Annotated in this window: 26 protein-coding genes and 1 tRNA gene; 14 read left to right on the top strand and 13 right to left on the bottom strand. The window is 69.0% G+C overall.

Features of this window, described 5'->3' with window-relative positions; all coding sequences use genetic code 11:
• Window positions 1–114: 114 nt before the first annotated feature.
• A complete protein-coding gene (locus tag AF335_RS10080) occupies window positions 115–1,251 on the bottom strand; it encodes an ABC transporter ATP-binding protein (protein ID WP_102918019.1) in 1,137 nt (378 codons plus the stop codon).
• A 193-nt stretch (window positions 1,252–1,444) separates the two neighbouring features.
• On the opposite strand from AF335_RS10080, the gene AF335_RS10075 reads away from it, so the two are divergent.
• Window positions 1,445–1,517: transfer RNA gene (locus AF335_RS10075), tRNA-Thr, on the top strand.
• Window positions 1,518–1,629: 112 nt separating this feature from the next.
• Here AF335_RS10075 and AF335_RS10070 read toward each other — a convergent pair.
• On the bottom strand, window positions 1,630–3,798 hold the full coding sequence (locus AF335_RS10070) for an MMPL family transporter (protein WP_102918018.1): 2,169 nt from the start codon (window positions 3,796–3,798) through the stop codon (window positions 1,630–1,632).
• A gap of 220 nt (window positions 3,799–4,018) precedes the next feature.
• Here AF335_RS10070 and AF335_RS10065 point away from each other — a divergent pair, with 220 nt between their 5' ends.
• Window positions 4,019–5,164 (top strand): aminopeptidase P family protein, encoded by a 1,146-nt coding sequence (locus AF335_RS10065; RefSeq protein WP_102918017.1) that lies wholly within the window; start codon window positions 4,019–4,021, stop codon window positions 5,162–5,164.
• Between the two features lie 238 nt (window positions 5,165–5,402).
• Here the strand turns inward: AF335_RS10065 and AF335_RS10060 are convergent, their stop codons facing one another.
• Both AF335_RS10060 and AF335_RS10055 read right to left on the bottom strand, forming a co-directional pair.
• Window positions 5,403–7,007 (bottom strand): MFS transporter, encoded by a 1,605-nt coding sequence (locus tag AF335_RS10060; RefSeq protein ID WP_102918016.1) that lies wholly within the window; start codon window positions 7,005–7,007, stop codon window positions 5,403–5,405.
• A gap of 265 nt (window positions 7,008–7,272) precedes the next feature.
• On the bottom strand, window positions 7,273–8,280 hold the full coding sequence (locus AF335_RS10055) for a zinc-binding dehydrogenase (protein WP_102918015.1): 1,008 nt from the start codon (window positions 8,278–8,280) through the stop codon (window positions 7,273–7,275).
• 125 nt (window positions 8,281–8,405) lie between these two features.
• On the opposite strand from AF335_RS10055, the gene AF335_RS10050 reads away from it, so the two are divergent.
• Window positions 8,406–9,179 carry a pentapeptide repeat-containing protein gene (locus AF335_RS10050; protein WP_102918014.1) on the top strand — a complete coding sequence of 258 codons (774 nt, stop codon included), beginning with the start codon at window positions 8,406–8,408 and terminating at the stop codon, window positions 9,177–9,179.
• A gap of 22 nt (window positions 9,180–9,201) precedes the next feature.
• Here AF335_RS10050 and AF335_RS10045 read toward each other — a convergent pair whose 3' ends face one another.
• The 4 genes from AF335_RS10045 to AF335_RS10030 all read right to left on the bottom strand — a co-directional run bounded on the left by AF335_RS10045 (window position 9,202) and on the right by AF335_RS10030 (window position 14,145).
• A complete protein-coding gene (locus AF335_RS10045; RefSeq protein ID WP_102918013.1) occupies window positions 9,202–9,699 on the bottom strand; it encodes a hypothetical protein in 498 nt (165 codons plus the stop codon).
• 329 nt (window positions 9,700–10,028) lie between these two features.
• The gene (locus AF335_RS10040; RefSeq protein WP_102918012.1) at window positions 10,029–11,645 is read right to left on the bottom strand and encodes a M4 family metallopeptidase; all 1,617 of its coding nucleotides are present in this window, start codon (window positions 11,643–11,645) and stop codon (window positions 10,029–10,031) included.
• 650 nt (window positions 11,646–12,295) lie between these two features.
• Window positions 12,296–12,982, bottom strand: coding sequence for a response regulator (locus tag AF335_RS10035; protein ID WP_102918011.1), 687 nt, complete (start codon window positions 12,980–12,982; stop codon window positions 12,296–12,298).
• Window positions 12,979–14,145, bottom strand: a complete 1,167-nt coding sequence (locus AF335_RS10030; protein ID WP_102918695.1) for a sensor histidine kinase — start codon at window positions 14,143–14,145, stop codon at window positions 12,979–12,981. Before AF335_RS10030 ends, AF335_RS10035 begins: the two co-directional genes overlap by 4 nt.
• Window positions 14,146–14,455: 310 nt before the next feature.
• On the opposite strand from AF335_RS10030, the gene AF335_RS10025 reads away from it, so the two are divergent.
• On the top strand, window positions 14,456–15,055 hold the full coding sequence (locus tag AF335_RS10025; protein WP_102918010.1) for a GlcG/HbpS family heme-binding protein: 600 nt from the start codon (window positions 14,456–14,458) through the stop codon (window positions 15,053–15,055).
• A 73-nt stretch (window positions 15,056–15,128) separates the two neighbouring features.
• Complete coding sequence (locus tag AF335_RS10020) at window positions 15,129–15,677, top strand: GNAT family N-acetyltransferase (protein ID WP_228773312.1); 549 nt, start codon at window positions 15,129–15,131, stop codon at window positions 15,675–15,677.
• Between the two features lie 63 nt (window positions 15,678–15,740).
• Here AF335_RS10020 and AF335_RS10015 read toward each other — a convergent pair whose 3' ends face one another.
• The 3 genes from AF335_RS10015 to AF335_RS10005 form a co-directional block, all read right to left on the bottom strand.
• The gene (locus AF335_RS10015) at window positions 15,741–15,935 is read right to left on the bottom strand and encodes an antitoxin (RefSeq protein WP_102918008.1); all 195 of its coding nucleotides are present in this window, start codon (window positions 15,933–15,935) and stop codon (window positions 15,741–15,743) included.
• Window positions 15,936–16,180: 245 nt separating this feature from the next.
• On the bottom strand, window positions 16,181–16,390 hold the full coding sequence (locus tag AF335_RS10010; RefSeq protein ID WP_102918007.1) for a hypothetical protein: 210 nt from the start codon (window positions 16,388–16,390) through the stop codon (window positions 16,181–16,183).
• 154 nt (window positions 16,391–16,544) lie between these two features.
• Window positions 16,545–16,760: a hypothetical protein gene (locus AF335_RS10005; protein ID WP_102918006.1), complete on the bottom strand. Its 216-nt coding sequence runs from the start codon at window positions 16,758–16,760 to the stop codon at window positions 16,545–16,547.
• 117 nt (window positions 16,761–16,877) lie between these two features.
• Here AF335_RS10005 and AF335_RS10000 point away from each other — a divergent pair, with 117 nt between their 5' ends.
• The 9 genes from AF335_RS10000 (at window position 16,878) to AF335_RS09960 (ending at window position 24,553) form a co-directional block, all read left to right on the top strand.
• Window positions 16,878–17,720, top strand: a complete 843-nt coding sequence (locus AF335_RS10000) for a helix-turn-helix domain-containing protein (protein WP_102918005.1) — start codon at window positions 16,878–16,880, stop codon at window positions 17,718–17,720.
• A complete protein-coding gene (locus tag AF335_RS09995) occupies window positions 17,710–17,940 on the top strand; it encodes a DUF397 domain-containing protein (RefSeq protein ID WP_102918004.1) in 231 nt (76 codons plus the stop codon). Before AF335_RS10000 ends, AF335_RS09995 begins: the two co-directional genes overlap by 11 nt.
• A gap of 707 nt (window positions 17,941–18,647) precedes the next feature.
• Window positions 18,648–19,169, top strand: coding sequence for a hypothetical protein (locus tag AF335_RS09985; RefSeq protein ID WP_102918003.1), 522 nt, complete (start codon window positions 18,648–18,650; stop codon window positions 19,167–19,169).
• A gap of 190 nt (window positions 19,170–19,359) precedes the next feature.
• A complete protein-coding gene (locus AF335_RS34020; protein WP_146045491.1) occupies window positions 19,360–19,731 on the top strand; it encodes a hypothetical protein in 372 nt (123 codons plus the stop codon).
• A gap of 206 nt (window positions 19,732–19,937) precedes the next feature.
• Complete coding sequence (locus AF335_RS09980; RefSeq protein ID WP_102918002.1) at window positions 19,938–22,172, top strand: glycoside hydrolase domain-containing protein; 2,235 nt, start codon at window positions 19,938–19,940, stop codon at window positions 22,170–22,172.
• Between the two features lie 51 nt (window positions 22,173–22,223).
• Window positions 22,224–22,655 (top strand): hypothetical protein, encoded by a 432-nt coding sequence (locus tag AF335_RS09975; protein ID WP_228773301.1) that lies wholly within the window; start codon window positions 22,224–22,226, stop codon window positions 22,653–22,655.
• A 217-nt stretch (window positions 22,656–22,872) separates the two neighbouring features.
• Entirely contained in the window at window positions 22,873–23,409 is a 537-nt protein-coding gene (locus tag AF335_RS09970) for a hypothetical protein (protein WP_342353951.1), read from the top strand.
• Between the two features lie 412 nt (window positions 23,410–23,821).
• Window positions 23,822–24,004, top strand: a complete 183-nt coding sequence (locus AF335_RS09965; RefSeq protein ID WP_102917999.1) for a hypothetical protein — start codon at window positions 23,822–23,824, stop codon at window positions 24,002–24,004.
• Window positions 24,005–24,211: 207 nt separating this feature from the next.
• Window positions 24,212–24,553: a hypothetical protein gene (locus AF335_RS09960; protein WP_102917998.1), complete on the top strand. Its 342-nt coding sequence runs from the start codon at window positions 24,212–24,214 to the stop codon at window positions 24,551–24,553.
• An 83-nt stretch (window positions 24,554–24,636) separates the two neighbouring features.
• On the opposite strand, the gene AF335_RS09955 is transcribed toward AF335_RS09960, so the two are convergent.
• Both AF335_RS09955 and AF335_RS09950 read right to left on the bottom strand, forming a co-directional pair.
• On the bottom strand, window positions 24,637–24,888 hold the full coding sequence (locus AF335_RS09955; RefSeq protein ID WP_102917997.1) for an SDR family oxidoreductase: 252 nt from the start codon (window positions 24,886–24,888) through the stop codon (window positions 24,637–24,639).
• Window positions 24,889–24,982: 94 nt separating this feature from the next.
• A complete protein-coding gene (locus AF335_RS09950; protein ID WP_102917996.1) occupies window positions 24,983–25,852 on the bottom strand; it encodes a geranyl diphosphate 2-C-methyltransferase in 870 nt (289 codons plus the stop codon).
• Window positions 25,853–25,856 lie beyond the last annotated feature (4 nt).

Here is a 25,856-nt window from a genome sequence, read left to right as displayed (position 1 = left end):
GGTCTGCGTGGATATTTATCGACAGATGGGGATCTGCCGTGCCGAGGGGGAAATGCGTACCGCCCCGCGCCGGAGCGGCGCGGGGCGGTACGGGACCCGGTGGGATCCGTGCGGTCAGTCGCTCAGCCGCTCGCCCGAGGACGTCGAGAAGACGTGCAGCTCACCGGCGCGCGGAACGACGTGCAGCTGGGCGCCCTTCTCCGGGACGCGCCGGCCGTTGACGCGGACCACGAGGTCCTTGTGGTCGCCGCCGACCTCCGCCGTGCCGTACACATATCCGTCGGCGCCCAGCTCCTCCACCACGTTGACGGTGACGGCGAGACCGGCGGGCGCGCCCGCGCTCTCCTTGCTGAGCGACTGCGCCGCCGCGCCGCCCTGCTCGACCACGTCGAAGTGCTCCGGGCGGACACCGACCGTGACCGTGCGGTCGCCCCGGTCGGCGGCGGCGGTCAGCGCCTCGCGCGACACGGGCACCACGCTGTTGCCGAACTTCACCCCGCCGTCGGTGATCGGCACCTCGACCAGGTTCATGGCCGGCGAGCCGATGAAGCCCGCGACGAAGAGGTTGGCCGGGCGGTCGTACATATTGCGCGGCGAGTCGACCTGCTGGAGCAGGCCGTCCTTCAGGACCGCGACCCGGTCGCCCATGGTCATGGCCTCGACCTGGTCGTGCGTGACGTACACCGTGGTGATGCCGAGGCGGCGCTGGAGCCCGGCGATCTGGGTGCGGGTCTGCACGCGCAGCTTGGCGTCGAGGTTCGACAGCGGCTCGTCCATCAGGAACACCTGGGGCTCCCGGACGATGGCCCGGCCCATCGCGACGCGCTGCCGCTGGCCGCCGGAGAGCGCCTTGGGCTTGCGGCCCAGGTACTCCGTGAGGTCCAGGATCCGCGCCGCGTCCTCGACCTTCTGCCGGATCTCCGTCTTGTTGACGCCCGCGATCTTCAGGGCGAAGCCCATGTTCTCGGCGACCGTCATGTGCGGGTAGAGCGCGTAGTTCTGGAACACCATCGCGATGTCCCGGTCCTTCGGGGGCAGGTGCGTCACATCGCGGTCGCCGATGCGGATGGCGCCGCCGTTGACGTCCTCCAGCCCCGCGAGCATCCGGAGCGAGGTGGACTTGCCGCATCCGGAAGGCCCGACGAGGACGAGGAACTCACCGTCCTCGATCGCGATGTCGAGCTGGTCGACGGCGGGCTTGTCGGCACCCGGGTAAATGCGGGTCGCCTTGTCGTACGTGACCGTGGCCATGGTGTTGCGGTCCCTTCACCGGCAGGAACGTGCCGGACGATCCGAGTAGAGGGAGTGGTCCAGTCCATTTGGACCGGGTTGCCGGTGACGGTACCCGTGGAGTGGCCGGTTGTCAGCAGTGGAGGGCCGCGGACCGGGGGAAAAAATTCATGGCCTGGCCATGGGCCGAGTCTGGGTAGACTGCATCGCACACGCCGACTTAGCTCAGCTGGTAGAGCACCGCTCTTGTAAAGCGAAGGTCGTCGGTTCGAATCCGACAGTCGGCTCGTACGAGAACCGCGGGTCCCGGAAGGGACCCGCGGTTCTCTGTTTTTCAGGGGCCGTTTGCACGGGGCCCGCTCCCCGGATTCCGTACGTCCGGGGAGCGGGCGCCGGCCGCTACCGGCGGGCCTCCTGGGTCTCGGCCCAGGCCGGGGCGGAGGGGTGGGCCGGCGGTGCCACGCGCGGTGCGTCCTGGTGGCCCGGCCACCACGCCTTGTGGCCCAGCAGGGACGTGATCGTCGGCACGAGCAGCATGGCCATGACGAAGGCCGTGAGCAGGATGCCGAAGGCGACCGCGAAGCCCATCTGCTGGAGCATGGAGTTGTCGGCCAGCATCAGGACGCCGAACGTACCGGCGAGGATGACCGCCGCCGAGGCGATCGTCGGCGTCGAGCGGGCGACGGCCGTGCGGACGGCCTCGCGGGCCGGGACGCCGCGCCGGACCTCCTCGCGGAGCCGGGCGACCATCAGGATGTTGTAGTCGGTGCCGATGGCGACGACGAAGAGATAGACGATGACCGGCAGCATGAACAGCAGGCCGTGCTTGTGCTGGAGGTCCTGGAAGAGCCAGACCGTCGCGCCGAGGGTCGCCGTGAAGCCCAGGGCGACGGAGACCATCAGATAGACGGGCGCGACCAGACTGCGGAGCAGCAGGCCCAGGATGATCATGATGGCGAGACCGGCGACGGGGAAGACCAGCTTGTAGTCGTGGGTGACGGCCTTCTCGACGTCGGAGAGGACCGCCGACGTGCCGCCGACCAGCGCCTTCGTTCCCTCGGGGGCCGTCGAGTGCGCGGCGTCCCGCAGTGGGCCGCCGGCCAGCTCGATGGCCTTGTCCTCGGTGGGGCGGTATTTGAGGACGACGCTGTACTGGGCGACGGTGCCCTGGGGGTTGGTCGTGGTCAGGGTGGCGGAGCCGACGCCGTCCACGCCCTCCAGCTTGGTCTTGTACGTGTCCAGGGCGCCCTTGTCGAGCGGTGCGCCGGACTTCGACTGGACGTAGACCATCGCCGGGTCGGACTGCCCGGCGGAGAACCCGCGCTGGAGGTCCTTCATGGCCTGGACGGACTCCAGCTTGGACGAGAGCGAGCTGTCGGTGTCGAACTCGGCCTTGAAGCTGAAGGTGCCCACGGCGAGGACGGCGAGGACGGCCGCGGACAGCGCGGCGATGACGCCGGGCCGGCGGGCGACCAGGGAGCCGAGCCCGTCGGCGAGGCGGGTGCGGGGCCGCTTCTTCCACGCCTTGGAGGGCCAGAACGCCTTGGTGCCGAGGAGCGAGAAGACGGCGGGCACGAGCGTGAGCGCGGCGACCAGCGTCACGGCGACCGAGATGGCGAGCGAGGGGCCCATCGCCCGCATCATGCCCATGGTGGACAGCAGCAGGGCGAGGAAGGCGACGATCACGGCGCCGGCGGCCGAGGCGATGGTCTCGCCCACCCGGGCGACGGAGTTGACCAGCGCCTCCTTGGGCTGCGTCCCGGCCCGCAGCTCCTCGCGGTAGCGGAAGAGGAGGAAGAGGATGTAGTCGGTCCCGACGCCGAAGAGGACGACGATCAGGATCGCGGAGATGGAGTTGTCGGCCTTCAGGCCGCCGAGGTCGGCGGCGGTGCCGATGAGGCCGAGGGCCACCATGAAGACGACGGCGATGATGAGCACCGGCATCAGGGCGATCAGCGGGCTGCGGAAGATGACGAGCAGCAGGACGACGATGAGCACCAGCGTCGCCATCATGATCATGGCGTCGGTGTCACCGCTGGACTCCCGGGAGTCCAGCGCGGTGGCCGCCTGACCCGTGATGCCCATCTTCAACCGGGTCTCCTTGAGGAGCGGTTTGGCGTCCTCACGGAGGTCCTTGACGGCGTTGGGCACCGTCTCGTCGGCCGGGTTCTTGCCCTTGTCCTTCTCGGCGACGATGTTGGCCAGGGCGATCTCGCCGTTGGGGGACACGGCCTGGGGGCTGGTCGCCACCTTGGCTATGCCCTCGCGGTGCTTGTCCTGGAGGCCGGCCGCGATCCTGGCGACGTCGGCGCGGTCGGCGGTGGTGAGCTTTCCCCCGTCCGCGCGCTGGAAGACGGCGATGGCCGAGGGCTGTTCGGTCTTGGGGAAGGCGTTTTCCTGAAGTTTTCCCGCCTGTACGGACTCGTAATGTGAAGGGAGGAATTCCGTTTCATCCGTGGTCGACTTGAGGCCCGGGGCGAGCATGGCCAGGGCCACGGCGGCGATGAGCCACCCCGCAATGGTCAGCCAGGGTCGGTGGACGGCGAACCGACCGATCGCTCGGAACATGGTGCTCCTTCAACGTGTGATGCGCCCGGCGGAAGAACGACTGGATAAGAGTTCGGTACGGGCGACAACACGCTAGGCGTGGAAGTTCCGTGGTCACAACGGAATCCGGGGGAAATCGGCCCTGGGTCGGGGTGCGTCTCATCCGGCCGGATGAGGGGCTCTCCACCGTGGGGTAGAGAAATGCTCCGCCGACCGCCTCCCTGCGGATTACTCTGCCCCCATGAGCGATACAACTGCCGTTCCCGGCAAGCAGTCCGGAGGTCCCGTGGACCCCGCCGTGTACGCCGCCCGGATGGAGCGCGCCGCCGTGTCGGCCGCCGACGCCGGCCTCGCCGGTGTGATCGTCACCCCGGGTCCCGACCTCGGCTGGCTGACGGGCTACCGGCCGCACACCTCCGAGCGGTTGACGGCACTGCTGCTGACCCGGGGGAAGCGGCCGCAGCTGCTGGTGCCGGCGCTGGAGCGGCCCGACGCCGAACGCGCGCCGGGCGCCGGAGCGTTGGCGGTCACCGGCTGGACGGACGGCCAGGACCCGTACGCCGCGCTGGCCCCGCTGCTCGACGAGCGCGGCCGCTACGGCGTCTCGGACAACGCCTGGGCGCTGCACCTGCTGGCGCTGCAGCGGGCCCGACCGGCGGTGGCGTACGGCGCGTTCACCGAGGTGCTGCCGATGCTGCGGGCGGTCAAGGACGCCTATGAGGTGGACCGGCTGGCGGCGGCGGGCGCGGCGGCGGACGCCACGTACGAGGAGATCGTGAAGCTCCGGTTCGCCGGGCGGCGGGAGCGGGAGGTGGCGGCCGACCTGGCGCGCCTGCTGCGCGAGAACGGCCACTCCCAGGTCGACTTCACGGTGGTGGGCTCGGGCCCCAACGGCGCCAATCCGCACCATGACGCGGGCGACCGCGTCATCGAGACCGGCGACATGGTCGTGATGGACTTCGGCGGCCTGCTGGACGGCTATGGCTCGGACACGACGCGCACGGTCCATGTGGGTGAACCGTCCGCCGAGGAGCGTAAGGTCCACGACGTGGTGCGCGAGGCGCAGCAGGCGGCGTTCGAGGCCGTACGACCGGGCGTGGCCTGCCAGGACATCGACCGCGTGGCGCGCCAGGTGATCCGCTCGGCCGGATACGGCGAGTACTTCATCCACCGCACCGGCCACGGCATCGGCGTGACCACGCACGAGCCGCCGTACCTGGTGGCGGGCGAGCATTTGCCGCTGGTGCCGGGGATGTGTTTCTCGATCGAGCCGGGGATTTATCTGCCGGGCCGATTCGGTGTACGGATCGAGGATATTGTCACGTGCACGGATTCGGCCGGGCGGCGGCTCAACAATACGGACCGGGAGATGCGGATCGTGGCGTGACGGAGCGTCGGGAAGGGCGTCCGGACGGTTACGTGGAAGACCCGTGGAAGACCCCTTGGATTACCGGGCCGGACGCGTGATGCGCGGGCCGGTGCAGCCGCCTTCCGGCGGCCGGAATCCCTCGGGGAGCGTGCCGGTCACCGGGAATCCCGGGGACTTCCGGAGCCGGACGGCCCGGGTGCTGCTCTCGGCGGCGGCATTGAACCGGATCGCCCGGTAGCCCTGTTCCCGGGCCCCTTCAGCGTTCGGCGGGGAACTCGTCGGTCTCGTTCCCCTCGCCCTCCTCGTAGGCCCGCATGTGGTGGCGTTCGGCGGCTTCCACGGCGGCCTCCGAGGGACGGGCGAGGTCACCGGCCGGGCTCGCGTGTTTGGGGGCGCCGGTGGTGACCAGCAGCCAGCCGACGGCGCCGGCCAGCAGCATGATGCCCGCGCCCCAGGCGATGGCGATGTTGAAGCCGTGCACGACACCGGTCTTGACGATGTGGTCGCGTACCGGGGCCGTGAGCTGCCCGCCGCTGGTGGCGGCCGCCGTCTTCAGATGAGCCGTGATGTACGTGGTGCTGGCGGTGGTCGCGATCGTGTTGAGGAGGGCGGTGCCGATGGAGCCACCGACCTGCTGGGCTGTGTTGACGGTGGCGGAAGTGACGCCGGCGTCCTGAGGGGCGACACCCGCCGTGGCGGTCGCCATCACCGGCATGAAGATCAGACCCATGCCGAGGCCGACGAGCAGCTCGGCGGGCAGCACATGGGTGACGTAGGCGGGTTCGGCGGTCAGGAAGGTCAGCAGGAAGAGCCCGCACGCGGCCAGGACGGCGCCCGGGACCATCAGGGTGCGCGGCGGCACATGGGTCATCAGCCGGGCCGATATCTGGGTGGAGCCCAGGATGATCGCGGCCGTCATCGGGAGGAACGCCAGGCCGGTGCGGACGGGGGAGTAGCCGAGCACGACCTGGAGGTAGTAGGTCATGAACAGGAACATGCCGAACATCGCGATCACGGCGAGCCCCATGACCAGGAACGAGCCGGCACGGTTGCGGTCGCGGAGGACGTGCAGCGGCAGCAGGGGGTTCCGGGCCCGGCTCTGCCACCAGGCGAAGACGCCCAGCAGCGCCACGCCCCCGCAGAGCAGCCCGAGCACCAGTGGGTCGCCCCAGCCGCGCGGCTCCGCCTCGCTGCATCCGTAGACGATCGCGACGAGGCCGCCGCAGCCCAGGACGGCGCCGGGGATGTCCAGACGCGGCCGGCCGTCCTCGCGGCGGCGCCGGTCGTCATGGAGGAAGACGAGGGCGCCGAGGAAGGCGATGACGGCGATGGGGATGTTGACGTAGAGGCACCAGCGCCAGTCGAGGTACTCGGTGAGCAGCCCGCCCGCGATCAGGCCGATGGCGGCGCCGCCGCCTGCGATGGCGCCGTAGATCCCGAACGCCTTGCCGCGCTCCTTCCCGTCCGTGAACGTGGTCGTCAGCAGGGAGAGCGCGGAGGGCGCCAGGAGCGCGCCGAAGGCGCCCTGGAGGGCGCGGGCCATGAACAGCAGACCGGAGGTGTGCGCGGCGCCGCCGAGCGCGGAGGCGCCCGCGAAGCCCAGCAGACCGGTCATGAAGGTGAGCTTCCGCCCCACCAGGTCGGCGATCCGCCCGCCGAGGAGCAGCAGCCCGCCGAAGGCGAGGGTGTAGGCGGTGATGACCCACTGCCGGTTGCCGTCGGACATGTGGAGTTCGCGCTGCGCGGAGGGGAGGGCGATGTTCACGATGGTCGCGTCGAGGACGACCATGAGCTGTGCGATCGCGATGACGACGAGGGCCCACCAGCGGCGGGGGCCGGGGGGTGTCGGGCTGGCGCTCATCGGACCCTCGCTTCCGATCGCGGGCGATCACCCACCAGGTTAGGCCGGATGGGGATGGGGCGCGCGTCGGGAGTGGGGGGTGTTGCCGCTGCGCGGGGCTTTTTCCCCAGCCCCGCCCCTTCCCGAATGTCCTCAATCGCCGGACGGGCTGATTTTCAGCCCGTCCGGCGATTGAGGACCGGGGTCCGGGGCGGAGCCCCGGTTACGGGAAGGGGCGGGGTGGGGAAAGGCCCGCCGCAGGCGCACCCCACCCCACCCCACCCGCTCAAGGAATGAGCACAACCTTCCCCACCGTCCCGCGCGATTCCAACGCGCGATGCGCCGCCGCCGCCTCCGCCAGCGGAAACCGCGTGATCAGCGGCGTGAAATCTCCCGCCGCCGCCCGCCGCAACGCCTCCGCCCGCAGCCGCCGCATCCCCTCCGGACCTCCGACCCGCTTCAGCATCGGGTCGCCGAGTACGTCGTGCGAGGTGAGGGAGCGGGCCGTGAGTTCCTCCGGGGTGAGGACCGGTCCGGGGGTCTCGCCGGTGGTGACGGCCGAGGCCCAGCCGTAGGCGACATGCGTGCCGCCCGTGCCGAGCAGCCCGGCGGCGGCACGGGCCGCCGGGCCCCCGACGCCGTCGAAGACGACGGTCGCGGCGGCGCCGCCGAGGGCGGTGCGGGCCGCGTCGGCCCAGTCCGGCCGGGTGTAGTCGAGGGCGATGTCGGCGCCCAGCCCGCGCACCCGCTCCACCTTGGAGGGGCCGCCCGCGAGGCCCACGACGCGGGCGCCCGCGCCCTTCGCGAGCTGGACGAGGAGGGCGCCGATGCCCCCGGCGGCGGCCAGCACCACGACGACGTCGTCGGCGGTCGGCTCCCGGAAGGAGAGGATGTCGAGGGCCATCCGGCCGGTGCCCACCATGGCGATGGCGTGCTCCTCGCGCAGCCCCTCGGGGATCTCGTGGAGGTTGCCGACGTCGGTCACGGCCAGCTCGGCGTAGCCGCCGGGGACCATGCCGAGGTGGGCGACGACGCGGCGGCCCAGCCACGAGGGGTCGGTGCCCTCGCCCACGGCGTCCACGGTGCCCGCGACCTCCCGGCCGGGGATCGTGGGCAGCTCGGGCGGCCCGTACGGCCCCTTGGTGGTGCCCTTGCGGAGCGCGGTGTCGATCAGGTGCACCCCCGCGGCCGTCACCGCCACCCGCACCTGCCCCGGCCCCGGCTCGGGATCCGAGGTCCGCTCGTAGGTGAGGTTCTCGGCGGGGCCGAAGGCGTGGAGTCGGACGGCGTGCATGCGGTGCTCCCTCGGGGGCGGGGCGGGTGGTGGTGCTTCGAGCTTCGAGCGGCGTAGTCGAGCTTTCAACCTCAACCGCGATCGAGGTCAAGGCCGTTGTCAGTGCCGTGTGCCACGGTGGATCCATGGCGATCGGCAGCGGGGCAGACGGCGGGACGGACGGCGGGACGGGCGGCGCCGGGCGGGGTGCGGCCCGGGCCGGGGCGCGCGGCGGCCCGCGCGGGAAGGGCGCGCGGAAGGCGGCCCCGATGGCCAGGCTGCCAGATGTGAGGCTGCCTCCGCTGCGCCCGTACGGGGGATCCGGGCTGGAGCCCGAGGGGGATTACGACGGCCTGGAGTTCATCGAGGCGGACTTCGTGGGGCAGCGGGCCCGGGGCGCCCGCTTCATGGACTGCCGGTTGCGCCGCTGCGCGCTGGACGAGGCGCGCTTCGGCCGCGTGCGCTTCACGGACTGCGTCCTGGACGGCGTCCGCGGTGTGGGCACGGACCTGGCGGAGGCCACTCTGCGGGACGTGGAGCTGACGGACGCCCGGCTCGGCGGCGTCCAGCTGCACGGCGCGACCCTGGAGCGGGTCGTGGTGCGCGGCGGCAAGATCGACTATCTGAATCTGCGCAAGGCCACGCTGAAGGACGTGACGTTCGAGGGCTGTGTGCTCTCGGAGGCCGATTTCGGGGCGGCGACCCTGGAGCGCGTGGTCTTCCGCGACTGCGCGCTGCGCCGGGTGGACTTCTCGGCCGCCCGGATGAAGGACGTCGATCTGCGGGCGGCCGCCGAGCTGGACATAGCGCGCGGGGTCGACCGGCTGTCGGGGGCCGTCATCAGCCCCGCGCAACTGCTGGACCTGGCCCCCGTGTTCGCCGCGCAGATAGGGGTGCGGGTGGAGCCGCCCACCGACTGACCAGGGGGTGGGGGCGGCCGGTTCAGATGCGCGGGAAGCGGCTCTGGAGGTCCCAGACGACCGGGTTGTCGGCGAGGCCCTCGTGCATGTCCGAGAGGTCGGCGATCAGGTCGTGCAGGAAGTCGCGGGCCTCGCGGCGCAGCGCCTTGTGGTTGAAGGTGAGCGCGGGCTCGTCCGCCGGCATCCAGTCGGCGGAGACCTCCACCCAGCCGAAGCGCCGTTCGAAGATCATGCAGTCGGTGGACTCGGTGAAGTCCAGCTCCGCGAACTGCGGGGTGGACGCCCGGTTGCCCCGGGGGTCGCGGTCGACCTGCTCGATCACGTCGCACAGTGCCCAGGCGAAGTCCAGGACCGGCACCCATCCCCAGGCTGTGGACAGCTCGCGGTCGGTCTTCACGTCGGCGAGGTAGACGTCCCCGCAGAAGAGGTCGTGGCGCAGCGTCCGCACGTCCGCGGTGCGGTAGTCCGTCTGCGGGGGGTCGGGGAAGCGGCGCGAGAGCGAGTAGCCGAGGTCGATCACGCCTCGATGGTGTCACGCCCACCGGGTCTGTGCGTAAACGTGTACGAGCAGGTCCGCGCCCCCCACCTGTGGAGGCGGTGGGGGGCGCGGGGTGCGGTGATTCGGTGGAAGGGGGGTGTCACCGCACGGTGACCGGTCCGGACGGGCGGGGTGTCACCGGGTGCCGACCACCCGGTGCCGCCGCCCGGAGCCGGTCATCCGGCGTCGGTCACCCGACGTCGAGACACTGGCGACGATCACCTGGCGCCGGAGCCTTCGAGCACTTGCCGTCGATCGCTTGCCGTCGATCGGTTGAGGCCGATCGCTCGGCGGCGATCACCTGACGTCGATCACTTGACGTTGATCGCGGTCCAGGTGGCGGCGACCGTCTTGTACTCGGTGCTGGTGGCGCCGTAGAGGTCCGCGGTGGCCTTCAGGGTGCCGGCGCGGGCCGCCTTGTAGTTGGTGGTGGAGGTGAAGTACGTGGTCAGGGCCTTGTACCAGATCTTGGTGGCCTTGTCCCGACCGATGCCCGTGATCTTGGAGTTGTTGTAGGTGGGGCTGTTGTAGCTCACACCGTTGATGGTCTTCGCGCCGCTGCCCTCGGACAGCAGGTAGAAGAAGTGGTTGGCCGGGCCCGAGGAGTAGTGGACGTCGGTGTTGCCGAGGCCGGAGGACCAGTAGTCCTTCGACGCGCCGTCCTTGCTCGGCTTGTCCATGTAGCGCAGCGGGGTGCCGTCGCCGTTGATGTTGATCTCCTCGCCGATGAGGTAGTCACCGGTGTCGGAGGAGTTGTTGGCGTAGAACTCGGTGGCGGTGCCGAAGATGTCGGAGGTGGCCTCGTTGAGGCCGCCCGACTCACCGCTGTAGTTCAGGTTGGCGGTCGCCGAGGTGACGCCGTGCGACATCTCGTGGGCCGCGACGTCGAGCGCGGTCAGCGGGTTGGCGTTGTTCTCGCCGTCGCCGTACGTCATGCAGAAGCACTCGTCGTCCCAGAAGGCGTTGACGTAGCCGTTGCCGTAGTGGACGCGCGAGTAGGCACCCTTGCCGTCGTTCTTGATGCCGCTGCGGCCGAGGACGTTCTTGTAGAAGTCCCAGGTCGTGGCGGCACCGTAGTGGGCGTCCACGCCGGCGGTCTGACGGCCGCCGCCCCAGATGTCGTCGGCGTCGGTGTAGAGCGTGCCGGTGCCGGAGGTGCCCTGGTTCAGGTCGTACGTCTTGTGGCCGCCGCGGACGCCGTCGGTGAGCTGGAAGGTCGAGCCGCTCTTCGTGGTGGTCAGGTCGACCTTGCCGCTGTAGGTGCTGGTGCCCGTGCCGGTGTGCACGCCCTCGCGCTGGAAGAGCTTCTTGCCGGTGGCCGCGTCGGTGATGACGTGCAGCTTGCTGGGCGTGCCGTCCTTCTGGACGCCGGTGACGACGGTCTCGTAGGCGAGGACCGGCTTGCCGCTCCCGGCCCAGATGACCTTGCGCGGGGCCTGGGTGTCGGTCTTGGCGGTCTTCTCCTCGGCGGCGGCGCTCAGGGCGCTCTTCTTCGCCGCGGCCGGGGCGAGGGACGGCGTCGTGGTGGGCACGGCTATGTCGGCCTCGGTCGCCTTGTCGACGCTGCGCTTGCCGCTCTTGGCCTCGTGGACGACGAGGTCGCCGCCGAGGACGGGCAGGCCGTCGAAGGTGCGCTCGTAGCGCGTGTGGACGGTGCCGTCGGCGTCCTTGATCACGTCACGGACGACGAGCTTCTCCTTGCCGCCGAGACCGATCTTGGCGGCGGTGGCGGCCGCGTCGGTCTGCGCACCCTTGATCGCGGCGACCCGCTGGTCGGCCGAGAGCGTCAGCTGCTGGCCGCCCGTCGCGCGGTCGGCGGACGCGTTCGCCGCGCCGCTCTGCACGCCGACGACGACCATCGCGGCGGAGGCGACCAGGGCGGCGGCACGCAGGGTGTTCTTGCGGGAGGTGGAGGTGATGCTTCTCAACTCTGACTCCTAAGCAGGCGGGCCATGAACAGATGGCCCTGTATGGGGGGTTGGGGCAGCCGGGATCACCGACCGCCCGATGAAGCGAGGGTGAAGCCTGGGTGGTGCAGGAGTGGTGCAGGAGCGAATTGAGGAGAGAGTGCCACCGATCCGAGGACATTGACAGGGGCGCAACAAGGATTTGACCTGTCGTTCTCCGATGAGCGGTGGATTGATTCCGCTATGCGGTGAACTGCTCCGCGTTGGTCCGGACTTGAATTGTCACGTATGGACGTTCCGCGATCAGGATTGGATGCGATTGCATACGGAGCAGCGAGATTGCATGCAATCCGAAAGCCGGGAGCGAAGGGGTGTATCGGAACGAAGGGTGCGTCAAGGGCGGTTGTCACGAAGGGGGTCGGGGCGACGGTGGTGAAGGGGGGCGGGGTGGCGGTGGCGAAGAGGGTCGGGGCGACGGTGGCGACGTACACCGGAAGTCGCTGTTCCGCTCCCGGGGTTGTGCCGGTCGCCGCCGAGCCCCGACGCGCGCCGCGCCGCGTCGCGCTCCGTCAACCGTCCTGTTGGATCCGCCCGTCCGCCCGTCCGCCCGTCCGCCCGTCCGCCTGCCTTACCGATCCGCCCCGGCCCCGCCGGCCGGGTGCCGCGCCGGCTCAGGGCAGCAACCGCTGCTCCTTCGCCACGGCGACCGCGCCGGAACGGGTATCGACCCCCAACTTGTCGTAAATACGCCCCAAATGAGTTTTCACCGTCGCCTCGCTGATGAACAACGCGCGGGCGATCTCACGGTTCCCGAGCCCCCGGGCGAGCTGTCCGAGGATGTCACGCTCCCGCTCCGTCAGGGAGGGCCGAACGGCCCCCCTCATCCGGGCCATCACCCGCCCGGCCACCGGGGGCGAAAGCGCCGTCCGCCCCTCGGCCGCCGCCTGGATGGCCGAAAAGAGCTCCTCGGGGCGTTCCGCCTTCAACAGATAGCCTGTTGCGCCGGCCTCGATCGCGCGCGTGATGTCGGCGTCCGTGTCGTACGTCGTCAGCACCAGCACGTACGGCCCACCGGAACCGCCACCTCCGGCCGCCTCCGCGACGATCCGCCGGGTCGCCTCGATGCCGTCCATCCCGGCCCCGAGCTGGAGATCCATCAGTACGACGGCGGGCCGCAGCCGCGCCGCCAGCGCCACGGCCTCGGCGCCGTCGCCCGCCTCGCCGACGACCTCGACGCCGGGCGCGCTGGCCAGGAGCGCGCGCAGGCCGGCTCGTACGACGGCGTGGTCGTCGCAGAGCAGGACGCGTACCGGAGGGGAGGGATCCGGGAGGGCGGCCGACTGATCCGGCTGATTCATGACGTCTCCAGGGGCGGGGCCAGGGGCGGGGCCAGGGGCGGGGCCAGCGGCACGGCCGCCGACAGGACGGTGCCCTCACCGGGCGCGGACTCCACCGTGAGCGTCCCCCCGAGCCGGCGCACCCGGGCCCGCATCGCGGGCAGCCCGTACCCGCGCTCCCCGGCGGCCGGCGCGGGCGCGGCGGGGTCGAACCCCCGCCCGTCGTCGGCGACGTCCAGGACCACCTGATCACCCAGATAGCTGAGGGTGAGCGCCGCCGTGGTCGCGCCGGCGTGCTCCCGTACGTTCGCCAGGGCGCCCTGTGCGATCCGCAGCAGCGCCGACCGCACCCGCTCGGGCAGCGGTACGGGCGCGCCGTCGACATGGAACCGCACCTCGGGGGCGGCGCCCCCGTCACCCCGCTCCGTGGCCAGCTCCCGGAGCGCGTCCGCCAGGCCCAGCCCGCCGTCGAACTGCGGCGGCGCCAGGTCGTGCACGAACCGCCGGGCCTCGGCGAGCCCGCGCGCCGCGACCTCCGCCGCCGTACGGACGTGGCGGCGCGCCGCCTCCGGGTCGGCGTCCCAGGTGCGGTCCGCGGCCTGCAGCAGCATCCGCTGGCTGGACAGGCCCTGCGCGAGCGTGTCGTGGATCTCCATCGACAGCCGCTGCCGCTCGGCGAGCGCGCCCTCGCGCCGCTCGGTGGCGGCCAGCTCGCGCCGGGTCCGCAGCAGGTCCTCGATCAAGGACCGCTGCCGGGCCGACTGCCGCTGGGTGCGGACGAGCACGGCGGTGGCGATGGCCGCGACGGCGGGTGGCGCGAGTACGAGGTTGGGGTCGAAGCCGGCGGCGAGTCGTAGCTGCGCCACGACGACGAGGGTGGTGAGGAAGACGACCAGGGCCAGGGCGGCCCGGGTGGGCAGGGTGCGCAGGCCCGTGAAGAACAGCGGCACCGCGCACCAGGCGAAGCTCGGCGCGAGCACGACCAGTACCGCCCACACCGCGACGACCGCCCCCAGCCACAGCCGCTGCCGGGCCCGGGTGACGGGGCCCACGGCGCCCAGGATGTGCAGGAGGGCGAGGGTGACGCTGAGGGCGACGATCCAGGGGGTACGGGGCTCGCCGGGGTGACGGATGAGGAAGCGGGCGAACGAGGCGCCGAGGAGCAGGAAGAAGGCGACGTGCATGACCGCGCCGAAGCGACGTCCGTCGGGGTCGGCGGCGACGTCCGGTTCGGGGTGGTGCACGGTGCTCCTTGCCGGAGTGACGGGTTCCTGTGGACGGGGGTCCAGACCGTTCTAACCCGCGTGGGCCGCGCCCGCATCATCCGATCGGTCGACCCCCGGGTCGGCCGACGGGCGCCGCCGGAGCAGCCGGGACGCCGATGCCCGTGGGGGGAGGCCGCGCCAAGGATGGAAGGGCAGGCCGGCGGCCCGGGGAGGCCCGGCACGATCCAGCGGCTGCGACCAAGACAGCTACAGCGACAGGGAGCCCGTCATGACGAACACGCCGACCGCGCACGAGGCGACGACCACCGAGGGCGCGAAGAAGCGGAAGCTGTCCACCCGCGCCCGTCTGATCACCGGCGGCGCCGCAGTGGCCGTGGCCGCCGCCGGTACGTTCGGCGCGGTGGCCGTCGCCGCGACCCCGGCCGCCGCGACCAAGAAGGCCGGCGCCTCCGCGCAGGGCGAGCACCTGACGCAGTCGACCCACCTGACGCTGGACGCGGCCACCAAGGCGGCGCAGGGCGCCCTGGCCGCGGCGAAGAAGGGGGGCCAGAAGGTCTCCGTCGCCGTGGTCGACCGCAACGGCAACACCCTGGTCACCCTGCGCGGCGACGGAGCGGGCCCGCAGTCGTACGAGTCCGCCGTCCGCAAGGGCTACACGGCCGTCTCCTGGAACGCCCCCACCTCGGAGCTGGTCAAGCGCCTCCAGAGCGCCCCGAACCTCAAGGACATCCCCGGCACCCTCTTCCTCCCGGGCGGCGCGCCGGTGCAGGCGCAGGGCGGTCCCGTCGCGGGCATCGGCGTCGCGGGCGCGCCCAGCGGCGACCTGGACGAGAAGTTCGCCCAGGCGGGTGTCGCGGCGCTCGGTTAACCTGCGCGGAGACATGGGGGATGGCGGTGGCTGTCCCCGGCCGGAGACGCGAGGGGGAACAGCGGTGCGGATCATGACCTTCGCCGAGGAGGACGTACCGGCGGAGCTGCGCGCCCGCGCCGACGCCCTGCGCGAGCAGGCGTGGCCGGGCGGCGGCCCGCACGACCCCGCGCTGCGGCCCGTCACCATGCTCCTGGTCTCCCCGGACGGCGAGGTTCCCGCCGCGCTCGACATCCTCACCAAGGAGATCGTCCACGGTGGGCGGCCGTACCGGGCCGCCGGGCTGAGCGCCGTCGTCACGGACGCGGCGCGGCAGGGCCGGGGATACGGCCGGCGGCTCGTGGCCGCCGCCCGCGAGACGATCCGGGAGAGCGGCGCCGACCTGGGCCTCTTCACCTGCGACCGCCCGCTGCGGGGCTTCTACGAGAGCGCCGGGTGGGACGAGCTGGAAGGCGCCGTCCTCATCGGCGGCACCCCGCGCGAGCCCTTCCCCAGCGACGGGCCGGGCTTCGACAAGGTCACGATGGCCGGATTCTTCACGGCACGGGCGAAGCGCGACGCGGGTGCCTTCCGGGGCAGCCGCGTCGAGCTTTATCCGGGCGAGATCGACCGGCTTTGGTGACCACTCTCCGATCGTTCCTGATCGGTTCTCCGATCGTCGGAGCCGGCACGGCTGCGGCTGCGGCTAGGGCTGCGGAGGGCGCTGTTCGCCTTCCTGCCCACCGATCTGTTCGTTGAGCTTCTGCTGGACCGTGTCGGTCTGGCTCTGGTACTTGTTCCCCGTCTTGGCGTCGAAGGCGTCACCGGCCTTCTCGACGCCTTGGCGGGCCTGTTCCTCGTGCCCCTTGAGTAGACCCTTGAGCTTGTCGAGCATGGACATAACAGTCCTCCTCACGGAACGCTGACGCACCCAGCATCTCCGCATTCCGGCGGGACCGCACCTCCGGCGCAGGGCGCGCGGGAGCCCTCGGACGGCGCGCGGGGTCCGGAAAGCGCCAGGGGCGCGTCAGCCGGTGCTGGTGTATCCGCAGTTCCAGCACTTGTACACGCCGTTGCCCATCGACTGCATCATGTTCTGGCAATTCGGGCAGGCCATCGCCAGCGGGGGTATCGCGAGCGGCGATATCAGGTGCCGGCGCTCAGCCCTCTCGGACATACAGGGCAGACGCCACGGACGACCACCGGCGAGCTGGCGTCCCCGGGGCTCTCCGCCGTGACGACGACATGCAGCGGGTGGCTGCACTCCGGGCAGCGCTCGTGCTCGTGGTCCCGGTCGCCGATCGCCGCGGCAAGGATCCGTTCGAGCGAGTCGCCATTGCCGTTGCCGTCGTCCATGGTGCGTGTTTCCTGTCTCCACGGGTTCCCCTCCTTGGGTAACTATGTACCCGACCCGTGGATGCCCAACTCCGGCCCCGAGCCCGTGGTTACGCGCCCGTAGGGCACCCGGGAATCCCCCGGGACACCCTGCCGGGCGCGTCACATGCCTCCGCTACACGCAGTGGGCGCTACGCCAGTGACGGCGGAGCAGGACGGTGTAGTCGGTGGCCTTGCTGTGGTCCCCGGCGAGCCATGCGGTGTGCCGGGAGACGCTGAAGTGGGTGCAATCGGGGCAGGGGAATCCGGTGGGACGTTCGTCTGTGCCCGTGCCTGGATTCGTGTCCGTGTTCGTCTCTGCGGTGGTGTCCGGCTCGGCCTGGTCGATCACTGCTCTGATCCCCTCGCGGTGTTCCTTACTGACTGTGTTCGTAGCGTTGTGGGGTGGGGATAGCCTCGGAAGGGGTGGGCCCGCTACAACGGGCATGCGGAGCAAGGGAGTTAGGTCATGGCCAATGGTCGCGGTGCCGGGGGATTCGGTCGGTCCAAGGTCGGGTGGGAGTTCTTCGGCTCCGAGCTGAAGCGTCGCCGGGAAACGGCGGGGTTCACGCAGCAGGAACTGGGGACGCGGGTCTTCTGCTCGGGGTCGTACATCGGCCAGTTCGAGACAGGGATCCGCAAACCGCAGCTCGATGCGGCGGAGCGGATCGATGAGGCGCTGAAAACCGATGGGTTCTTCGCGCGGATGTGCGAAGGGCTGATCAACAGCTCGCCGTACATCGACTACTTCTCAGAGGTGGCGTACCTCGAAGGGCTGGCCGATTCGATCCGGGCGTATGCGCCCATGTTCGTGCCCGGTCTGTTCCAGACGGCGGCCTACGCTCGTGCCATCCTCCTGGCAACCTTCCCCTTCACGCCGGACGAAGAGCTTGAGTCGCGGGTGGCCACGCGTCTCGCGCGCCAAGGCATCGTTGACCACCCAACAGAGCCCATGTTGTGGGTGGTCCTCGACGAAAGCGTGCTCCGCCGCCAGGTCGGTGGCGCTGTGGTGATGCGTGAACAGCTGATGCGCGTAGTGACGCTGGTGCGGAATCGCCGGATCGGCATGCAGGTGCTGCCGTTCGGCGCGGGCGCCCCTGCGCTGAGCGGCATGCTCAAGCTCATGACCTTCGAGGACGCCCCTCCGGTGGCATATTCCGAGGGCGTCATGTCCGGCAGCTTGTTGGACGATCCGGCATTGGTGGCTCGTTGCGAGCGGACCTACGATCTCGTCGGGGCCGCCGCGCTGTCGCCGGAAGCGTCCTTGTCCCTGGTTCAGTCAGTGGCGGAGGAATACGCAGATGATTGCTGAGCGCGACCCGTGCGGCCCGGTGTGGCGGAAGAGCAGCTACAGCGGTGGCGGAGGCGCCACTGGGACCGACGACTGCCTCGAAGTCGCCGACAACATACCGGGCGTTGTCCCGGTCCGGGACTCGAAGACCCCCGGCGGCCCGATCCTCCTCTTCCCGACCCCCGCGTGGACCGCCTTCGTCGCCACCTTGGGGGAGGGCCTCCGTGCTCGACGGGGATGAGTTCGGTCAGGTCTTCGAGACCTTCCAGCGGTCCGCCTGGCCGTGTACCCGGGGAACATCACCGCAGTGGGGTGATCGGAACCATCGACCTGGAGGTGAGGGCGGCGGTGTCCGTAACCCGCGAGGCTCCCGTGCCGTCGAGGGAGGCTTTCGAAGTTTCAACTCACCGACACAAAGGCTACGTTGGATCCCTTCCCTGCCGCGCTCGACCTGCCTCGCGCCTTGGCCGAGTGGGTCGCGATGCTCATCGTCGCCCGCCCGGGCTGCTGCGAGTCCTGCGCTAAGCCGGCCCCGACTACGTGCAGGGCAAGCAGGGCGAACGGTCAAGCCGGTCAGGTGATTTCGACCGCTCAAGAATCGAGGCTAATCACCTGCAAGCCCTGAAGAGGGTTGCTGTGCGAGTGCAGCGCAACCTCGGGAGGGTGGTGCGACGTATGTCACATCCGCTGGATGCGACGTTCCGTTACGTCTTCATGGGTGCCACCAGCGCGAAGGCCGCCCCGAAGGGGGTGTGAGTAACCCTATGTCGCCAAAGTGTTCAGTGTGCGCGTGCGGATCGCCTTAAAGTCCAGACTTTCGAACTTGCTTTTGGATAAGGTTTGTTCGGTCACCTTGGTGTCCACACGCATCAGCCGGCAAGCCCCGTTAGGTGGATAGGGCCGCACTAGTGGCACCACTCATCAGTTCCACCGGAGGAGAACCTTCATATGGCCAAGCTCAGACCTGTCTTAGGTGCGACCGTCGTCGCCACCGCGCTTGCTGTGAGCGTCCTCGCAGTCCCGCAGGCAGTAGCCGCTGAAAAGCCTGTCGTTCGCATAGCCGATTATGCCGACGCTCAAACCCGGGCCTTTGCCCAGGCCAACCCGCAGGAAGTAGCCGCGGCCATGCTGGCTTGTGGCCCTGACTACAAACTCAGTACTGCCATCCCGCTGCCCAAGGGCACGGACCCGAAGATGCGTCTGGCTACGCTCTTCAGTTACACGAGGGGCGGCAATGACTTCGGCTGTTCGATTCTCGACAACAACATGGGCAGCGCCTCGTACAAGATGAAGGTCTCGGTCTGCGGGAGCGCTGGCGCCTGTTCGACCGATCAGGGAAACTATCTCAACTACGCTGGCCCGGTCTTCACCGGTCAGCCGGTCTGCGCTACGGTCAGCGCTTTGATGTGGAACCCCTCGGGCGGCAACATCATCGACTACAAGACGCAGCATGCTTACCTCTGTGACTAGGCGTTGTGAGGTAGCTTCCGCTCTGGCGGTCTTCGCCGTTGGCACACTCCTGACTGCTTGCGGAGCGCAGACTTCTGCCGACACTTCGGCTCAAAGCCCAGCACGTTCTTCGGCGCAAAATTCCACGACGCCGACAACCTCTCACCCTCCCTTGAGTGACGCGGCGCGTAAGGCTGCTGACGAGCGAGCTGTGGCGGCGCCCACCGGGAACCCGGTCATTCGCCAGACCGGCATACCCGCACCGAACGGCTATGGATTCGGCAAGCCGGTCGCCAAGGGGAGGGACGGTGAGGTGATCGTGTACCAGCCTACCCGGAGCGATGGTGGGCTGAAGGTGCCGATCACGATCACCAATAACGGCAAAGATCGGGCCTTCTACAAGGTGAGTGTCAGGGTCACTGGTCCCAGTGGATTCAGCACTACGGTCCATGTCGAAACGAGTACTACAGGTGTATACCCAGGCGTCACCTGGCCGACTGAACTTATCGCCCGTGACTCCGACCACCCGGTGCCCGACAAGGCCAGCGCCGAGATCGCTGACATCACCAAAAGCTCGCGCTGATCTTTGCGTCACTCCGTAGATTCCTGGGCCGGGGATGTCTTCCTGGCGTTCCCGGCCCAGTCAGCGTTGCTGGTCATATCCGCCGGATGGCGGAATCCCCGATACGTCGGCGGCGCGGATTTCACGGGCAGGCCCTCCCTGAAAACAACCATTCCGAAGATCGTCTCACAGGCCCACTCAAAGTTGACGATGGCAAAGGGATTGTTATGGCTGATGAAATGGTGCTCCGTGCGCAGAAGTTCGTGAACTCCGTCTACGGGGCGCGGATCGGGATGAGAGTGACCGAAGATGGGAGGACGAGCTGGAACACCATGTACGCCCTCACTCGTGCTCTCCAGTACGAGCTGGGCATCCCCGAGCTCTCCAACAGCTTCGGTTCGACGACCCTTTCCAAGATCGCGGAGAAATACGGCAAGCTCGACGAGACCACCATCCCGTCGGCGGACTTCTGCCGGATCATCCAGTCCGCCCTGTACTGCAAGGGGTACGACGGCGGCGACATCAACGGGACGTACCACTCCCGAGTCAAGGCTGCGGTGACGAAGCTGAATCAGAACATGGGTGTTGACGGTACCTACCCCGGCAGTTCCCTGTGGCCCAAGGTGGTCAAGGGCCTGTTCAACATGGACGCTTATGTCTCTGTCAACAATGGCTCGGAGACGATCCGCTCCATCCAGCAGTGGTTGAACGGGCGGTACGTCCTCCGCAAGGACTACTACATCATCCCTTGCGACGGCCATCATTCCCGTGATGTCGCGAAGTCGATGCTCTTTGCCCTCCAGTATGAGCTGGGCATGGCCGACGGCGTCGCGAACGGAGCTTTTGGCCCCGGCACACAGGCCGGCCTCAAGAGTCACACGCTGTCCACCGGCTCCTCCGGAGTGTGGGTGCAGCTGTTCACCGCGGCCATGGTGCTCAACAAGCGCCCGGTTTCCTTCTCAACTTCGTTCACCTCCTCGCTGGCCGACAGCGTCACTGCGTTCCAGGCGTTCATGAACCTCGCCGCCAACGGGCAGGCCGACTTCCAGACGTGGTCCTCCCTGCTGGTCTCCTACGGCGACCAGACCCGACAAGGCGCGGCGTGTGACGGCGTCACCAAAGTCACCCCCGCCCGTGCGCAGGCACTCAAGGACGCCGGCTACAAGTACATCGGCCGGTACCTGTACAACCCCTCCACCACCAGCCTCCCGGAAAAGGAGATCCAGCCGGGAGAGCTCGCGACCATCCAGCAGTACGGACTGCGCTGCTTCCCCATCTATCAGACGTGGGCCCGCTCGGTGGACTACTACAGCGTCGCGCAAGGCGTCACGGACTGTATGAACGCGGCGTTCAAGGCGGAGGAGCACGGATTCAAGCCCGGTTCGCGCATCTACTTCGCGGTCGACTACGACGCGGTGGACGATGAGGTGACCTCGTACATCCTGCCGTACTTTCGGAGTGTCAGGGACGAGATGGTCAAGCTGGGCAGCCCCTACAAGGTCGGGGTCTACGGCCCGCGCAACGCGTGCTCCCGGATCTCCGCGGAAGGTTACGCAGACACCAGTTTCGTCTCCGACATGTCGTCAGGCTTCTCTGGCAACCTTGGCTACACGATGCCGGAGAACTGGGCCTTCGACCAGATCGTCACCAAGACGATCGGCTCCGGTGACAGCAAGATCGAGATCGATAACAACATCGCTTCCGGACGAGACACGGGGCAGGGCGACTTCTACCCCGCGGCGTCCCAGAAGCTCGACATCGGCTTCAACCTGAGCTACTGGGCCGCCTTACTCAAGGAGGCCGACGAGTACATGGCATCGATCGGCAGGCCCGGAGGTACGGGCTACGTCTACACCCGGCAGCAGTGCCTCGAAACGATCATGACCGCTGACGCAGCCATCTCCTCGGCGTCCCGCAGGTACCGCATGCGTAAGGCGCTCATCCAGACGTCGGCGTTCTGGGAGTTCTGCCACTACAGCTACAAGGATGTAGTCGAGGACGCGGGGGTGGTGATGTACCACACCGGCAAAATTCCCGACTGGGGCAAGGACCTGCCTGGCGTCGTCAGGTTGGTCGACAGCAGCACCGGTGTCGCCAAGGTGTCCGGGCGTACGTGCATCCTGTCGCGGAACAACTCGATCCGTGCAGGGCTCCTGGAGGGCGACATCCTCGATGCAACCTCCGAACGCGACAGATGGGCGATGTGGCAGAAGGTCAACCAGGACAACGTGTTCAATCTGAGCACCGTTCCGCACCTGCACATCTGGGCAGCCGACGGCAAGGGGGGAGACCATGCCGAGAACCCCATACGCCGCCCCGCACTCGACTACACCGACACCGAGACCTTTGAGATCCTCCGCCGCTACCAGGGCTTCGGCGACCAGGCAGTCGCTGACGCGAAGCTGCGGATGCCCCTTTACGCAATCTTCGAGAAGTACAACCGCATCATCCGCGAGTCCTGACAGATCATGATCACGGCATCCAACCCCTGGCAGGGGCACAACTTCACAGGCTTGCTCACCATCCTGATCGCCGGCGCGGCGACCTTACTGGGCCTCATCGGGTACCTGTGCTCGCGGCTCACCCCACAGGCGCACCGGGGCCCCTTCCGCCTATGGCGGGACCTGTCCCTGCTGACGAGCGCCGCCGCACTCGCCGTCTACTTGTGGGGATGTCTCCACCTCCTCTTCCTCGAAGACCAGGAGCTGGCCGAGAGATGCGAGCGGCAACGACCTGCGGGAACACCGACCCTGGTCGGCCGAAGAGGCGACTTCATCCCGCTGCGTCTCGTGTGCGAGGCATCGAACGGGCACGACTATTCCATTGTCATCCCCGGCTACATCAACCCAACCGTCGCTCTCCTGCTACTGCTCGCGCTTAGCTGCGCCCTCACCTCCGTCGTTCTCCACCACAAGCAACGCACAACAACACGGAAGAAAGGCTGACCCGTTGAGCCTCACCGGCATATCCCGCAGACACGCTCTCACCGTCGCGGCCGGTGTCACTGCCGCCGCAAGCCTCGCCTCCACCGGGCTCCTCGCTACCTCGGCCGTTGCCGCACCGCAGCCTCTCAGGGACGACAGACTGAAGGAGGCCCTGCGCCGCGTCGAAGCCCGGCGCCGTCGGCTTCTCACCAGCCGGCCGTCGGCCAATGGATGGGAGATGCAGAAGGCCGCTGACGACGGCGGTGACATCGGGACCCGTCACGTGGCTGGCACCGGCCTGAACGTCTCCGTACGCATGGAAGATCCCGAGACGGTCCTGGTTCATGTGATCCGCCGCTTCCACTACGAGGTCGATGCACTCGGCCTGCACGGCGAGCCGAACCCGGTTGAGGGCTGGGTGGCACCATCGGTGGTCCGCGACAGCCGGCTCCCGGAGTCGAACCAGGCTTCCGGCACCGCCGTCGTCATCCGTCCGGCCTTCTACCCGCCTGGCGTACGGGGCGAATTCACTACGGCGCAGCAGCTGATCATTCGTGACATCGTCGCTGACACCGAAGGCGTCGTCCGCTGGGGTGGCGACGACCGCCGCCCCTACGAGGGCCTGTTCTACCTTACTGTGCGTCCGGGCGACGCACGTCTGGCACGGGTCGCGGCCAAGATCCGGACCTGGAACGAAACTCCTGGCTCGGGGGCCGGGTTGGTACCCGATGTGACGGAGCCCTCCCGGCGCCGCAAGGCCGCCCGCTACCGCTGAGCGAACCGACACCTGGGCGCGTCGTCACCCCTGCCGGGGGCGGACTCGTGGTGGCTCTGTTTCACATTCCGTGCCAGAGCCACGATTCGCGCGTCGCCAGCACCTGATTTGGTGCGCCCGGAGCGTGGCACGCCGGTGTACGAGGCTCCTTGACCGGACGCCCGCCCAGTGGGTGCGGGCGTCCGAGGGGAAAGGGGTGGGGCTGCTGTCGTCCGCGATGTGGGCGGGGCCGTCGTGGGCGCGCCCGCGCCGGGCGGCGGCCCCCGTGTTCCGGGCCGTCAGGTGCCTGGTTCCCCGGCTCCTCATCCGAGTGAGTGGTGCATGTCCGACCATGGGCTTGGGCAGTCGGGATGGGACTCGATTCGGCCACCGGGGCGAGCGTCAACTTCCCTGCTCTGAAAGGCGTATAGCCATGCGTCGTATCACTGCCGTACTGCTGGGGGCCGCCGCGCTCCTCGGCGTCCTCACCACCCCTGCGATCGCCGCGCCCGGCGACGGGACCGTCGAGACCCTAGCCGGCTCCGCTGTCATCACGGTCCAGAACGCCCTGACGGGCGCCGTTGTGACCATCACCAACGTGACGGGCACTCTGTAGCCGGCACCACGGAACAGCGTCGCCCGCCTCGCCCGGCCCGCGTTACGGCTGTGGGGGGCGGGCGACGCCTTTTCTCAGGGGGTTACTTCGAACGAGGTATGGATAAACGTTTCGTCATCCTGATGCGGGTGAGGCGACGCATGGCCGGGAACCGCGCTGGACAGTACAGACAGGCATGCAACTCCCTGCCACGTGAGGACCCGCTTCATGCGCCTGCGCGCCCCCGCCCTCGCCACCTGCACCCTGACGTTCCTCCTCGCCGCTGCCGGCCCCGCCTCCGCCGGCAACACAACGGGTGATTTCCACTACAGGCACCTGGACACGAACGGTGTCGAGCAGCAGGAGAAGTGGACCAACCCTCTACAAAGTGAGTGCATCGACGTTCCGGATGTGACCGCTGACAGGCCCGCGTACAGTCCCATCAACGAAACGGATTCCAAGGCATACGTCTACGCGGACACTGATTGCACGGGCACGGAATACCTCCTGGCGAAAAACGTCGGCAAGGGCGGCGAGGACATGAAGTTCCTCTCCGTGGTCTTCGTGTAAGTCCAACAGCGGCGCCCCGGCGCGAACCAGACCAAGGCCCGCACCGGGCGGGGTGCGTGGTTCGTGGGGGCCGGGGCCCGGTGTCACAGCGAGCGGGCCGCGCCCCCGTCGATGCGGATGGATTCGCCGTTGATGTAAGCGGCGTTGTCCGAGACGAGGAAGCGGGCGAGTCTGCCGATCTCCTCGGTGGTGGCGTAGCGGCCGGCCGGGATCTTCGGCGAACGGTCGCGTGCGACATCATGGGCGGATGCCGTGGCGAGGGGTCTCTCGTCGGGGTTGCCGGGTTTCCTTTTGGCGAGCAGGTCCGGCCCCCACTCCCTCAGTGCGGGATCCATCAGCGGAATTCCTTCTGCCCGGGTCTTTCAACGGAGTGTCGCGGGGGCACACGCTGGTGTACCCCCAGGCCCGTCCCACAAGCCATCGGCGGGATCAGATCCGGTCGGCGGCGATCAGCAAGTACTGGAAGCTGCCGTTCCTGTACGCGGTCAGGAACGCATCCTCGATGCCGGTGGCCAGGGAGGACTTGGCTCGCAGCTCCCAGTACGGGATGGTCGCCCCGGTGAGGTCCACCACGCTGATCGGCACGAGCCGGTTGTTCGCCATCTCCCGGAAATAGGCCGAGCGCGGGTGGATATCGCAGATGTAGTGGGCGTTGATCATAGAGACCTCGCGGGAGGGCAGCCCGTAGGTGTCGTTGTAGCAGCCGGTGATGGTGACGTACCGGCCGCCGCGCGCGAGGAGGCGAGCGTATTCGGGGAACAGTGCCGACAGGTCGACGTACATCGTGGACTCGTTGTTCCAGATACCGCGGAACGAGCCGGTCTCGAAGCCGGTGTCGAGCATGTTCCTGAGATGGAAGCGCACCTTGTCGTCCACGCCGCGCTTCTTGGCCTGTGCGGTGGCGAAGGCCACCTGGGTCTCGGAGATGGAGACCCCGTCGACATGGCAGTCGAACCGCTCGTTGGCGACCAGGCTGCCGCCGCCCCGGCCGCAGCCGGAGTCCAGGAGGCGGTCGTCGGGGGCGACGGCGCCGAGGTGATCGGTGAGGAAGTCGGCCTGGGCGCATTCCAGGCGGTGCAGTTCGGCGATGATGCGCTCGTCGCGGGTGTCCTGGGGGCCCTTCAGGACCGACCAGTCGACGTCGCCGATGCCGTAGTGGTGATGGTAAAAGCCGTCGACCTCGCCCAGCCGGAGGTTGACGGGGTTCTTCTCGCGGTTCCAGTAGTCGGCCACCGACACCTGGTAGGGGCTGATGGCCGGAGCTGATGCCGTGCTGACGCGGTGCGCGGTGGTGGTCATGCGG

Origin of the sequence: Streptomyces eurocidicus (assembly GCF_002891295.1) — a bacterium.
Taxonomy (GTDB): Bacteria; Actinomycetota; Actinomycetes; order Streptomycetales; family Streptomycetaceae; genus Streptomyces; species Streptomyces eurocidicus.
The sequence above is the reverse complement of the archived record's forward strand: the minus strand, read 5'-3'. Positions and strand labels throughout refer to the sequence as shown.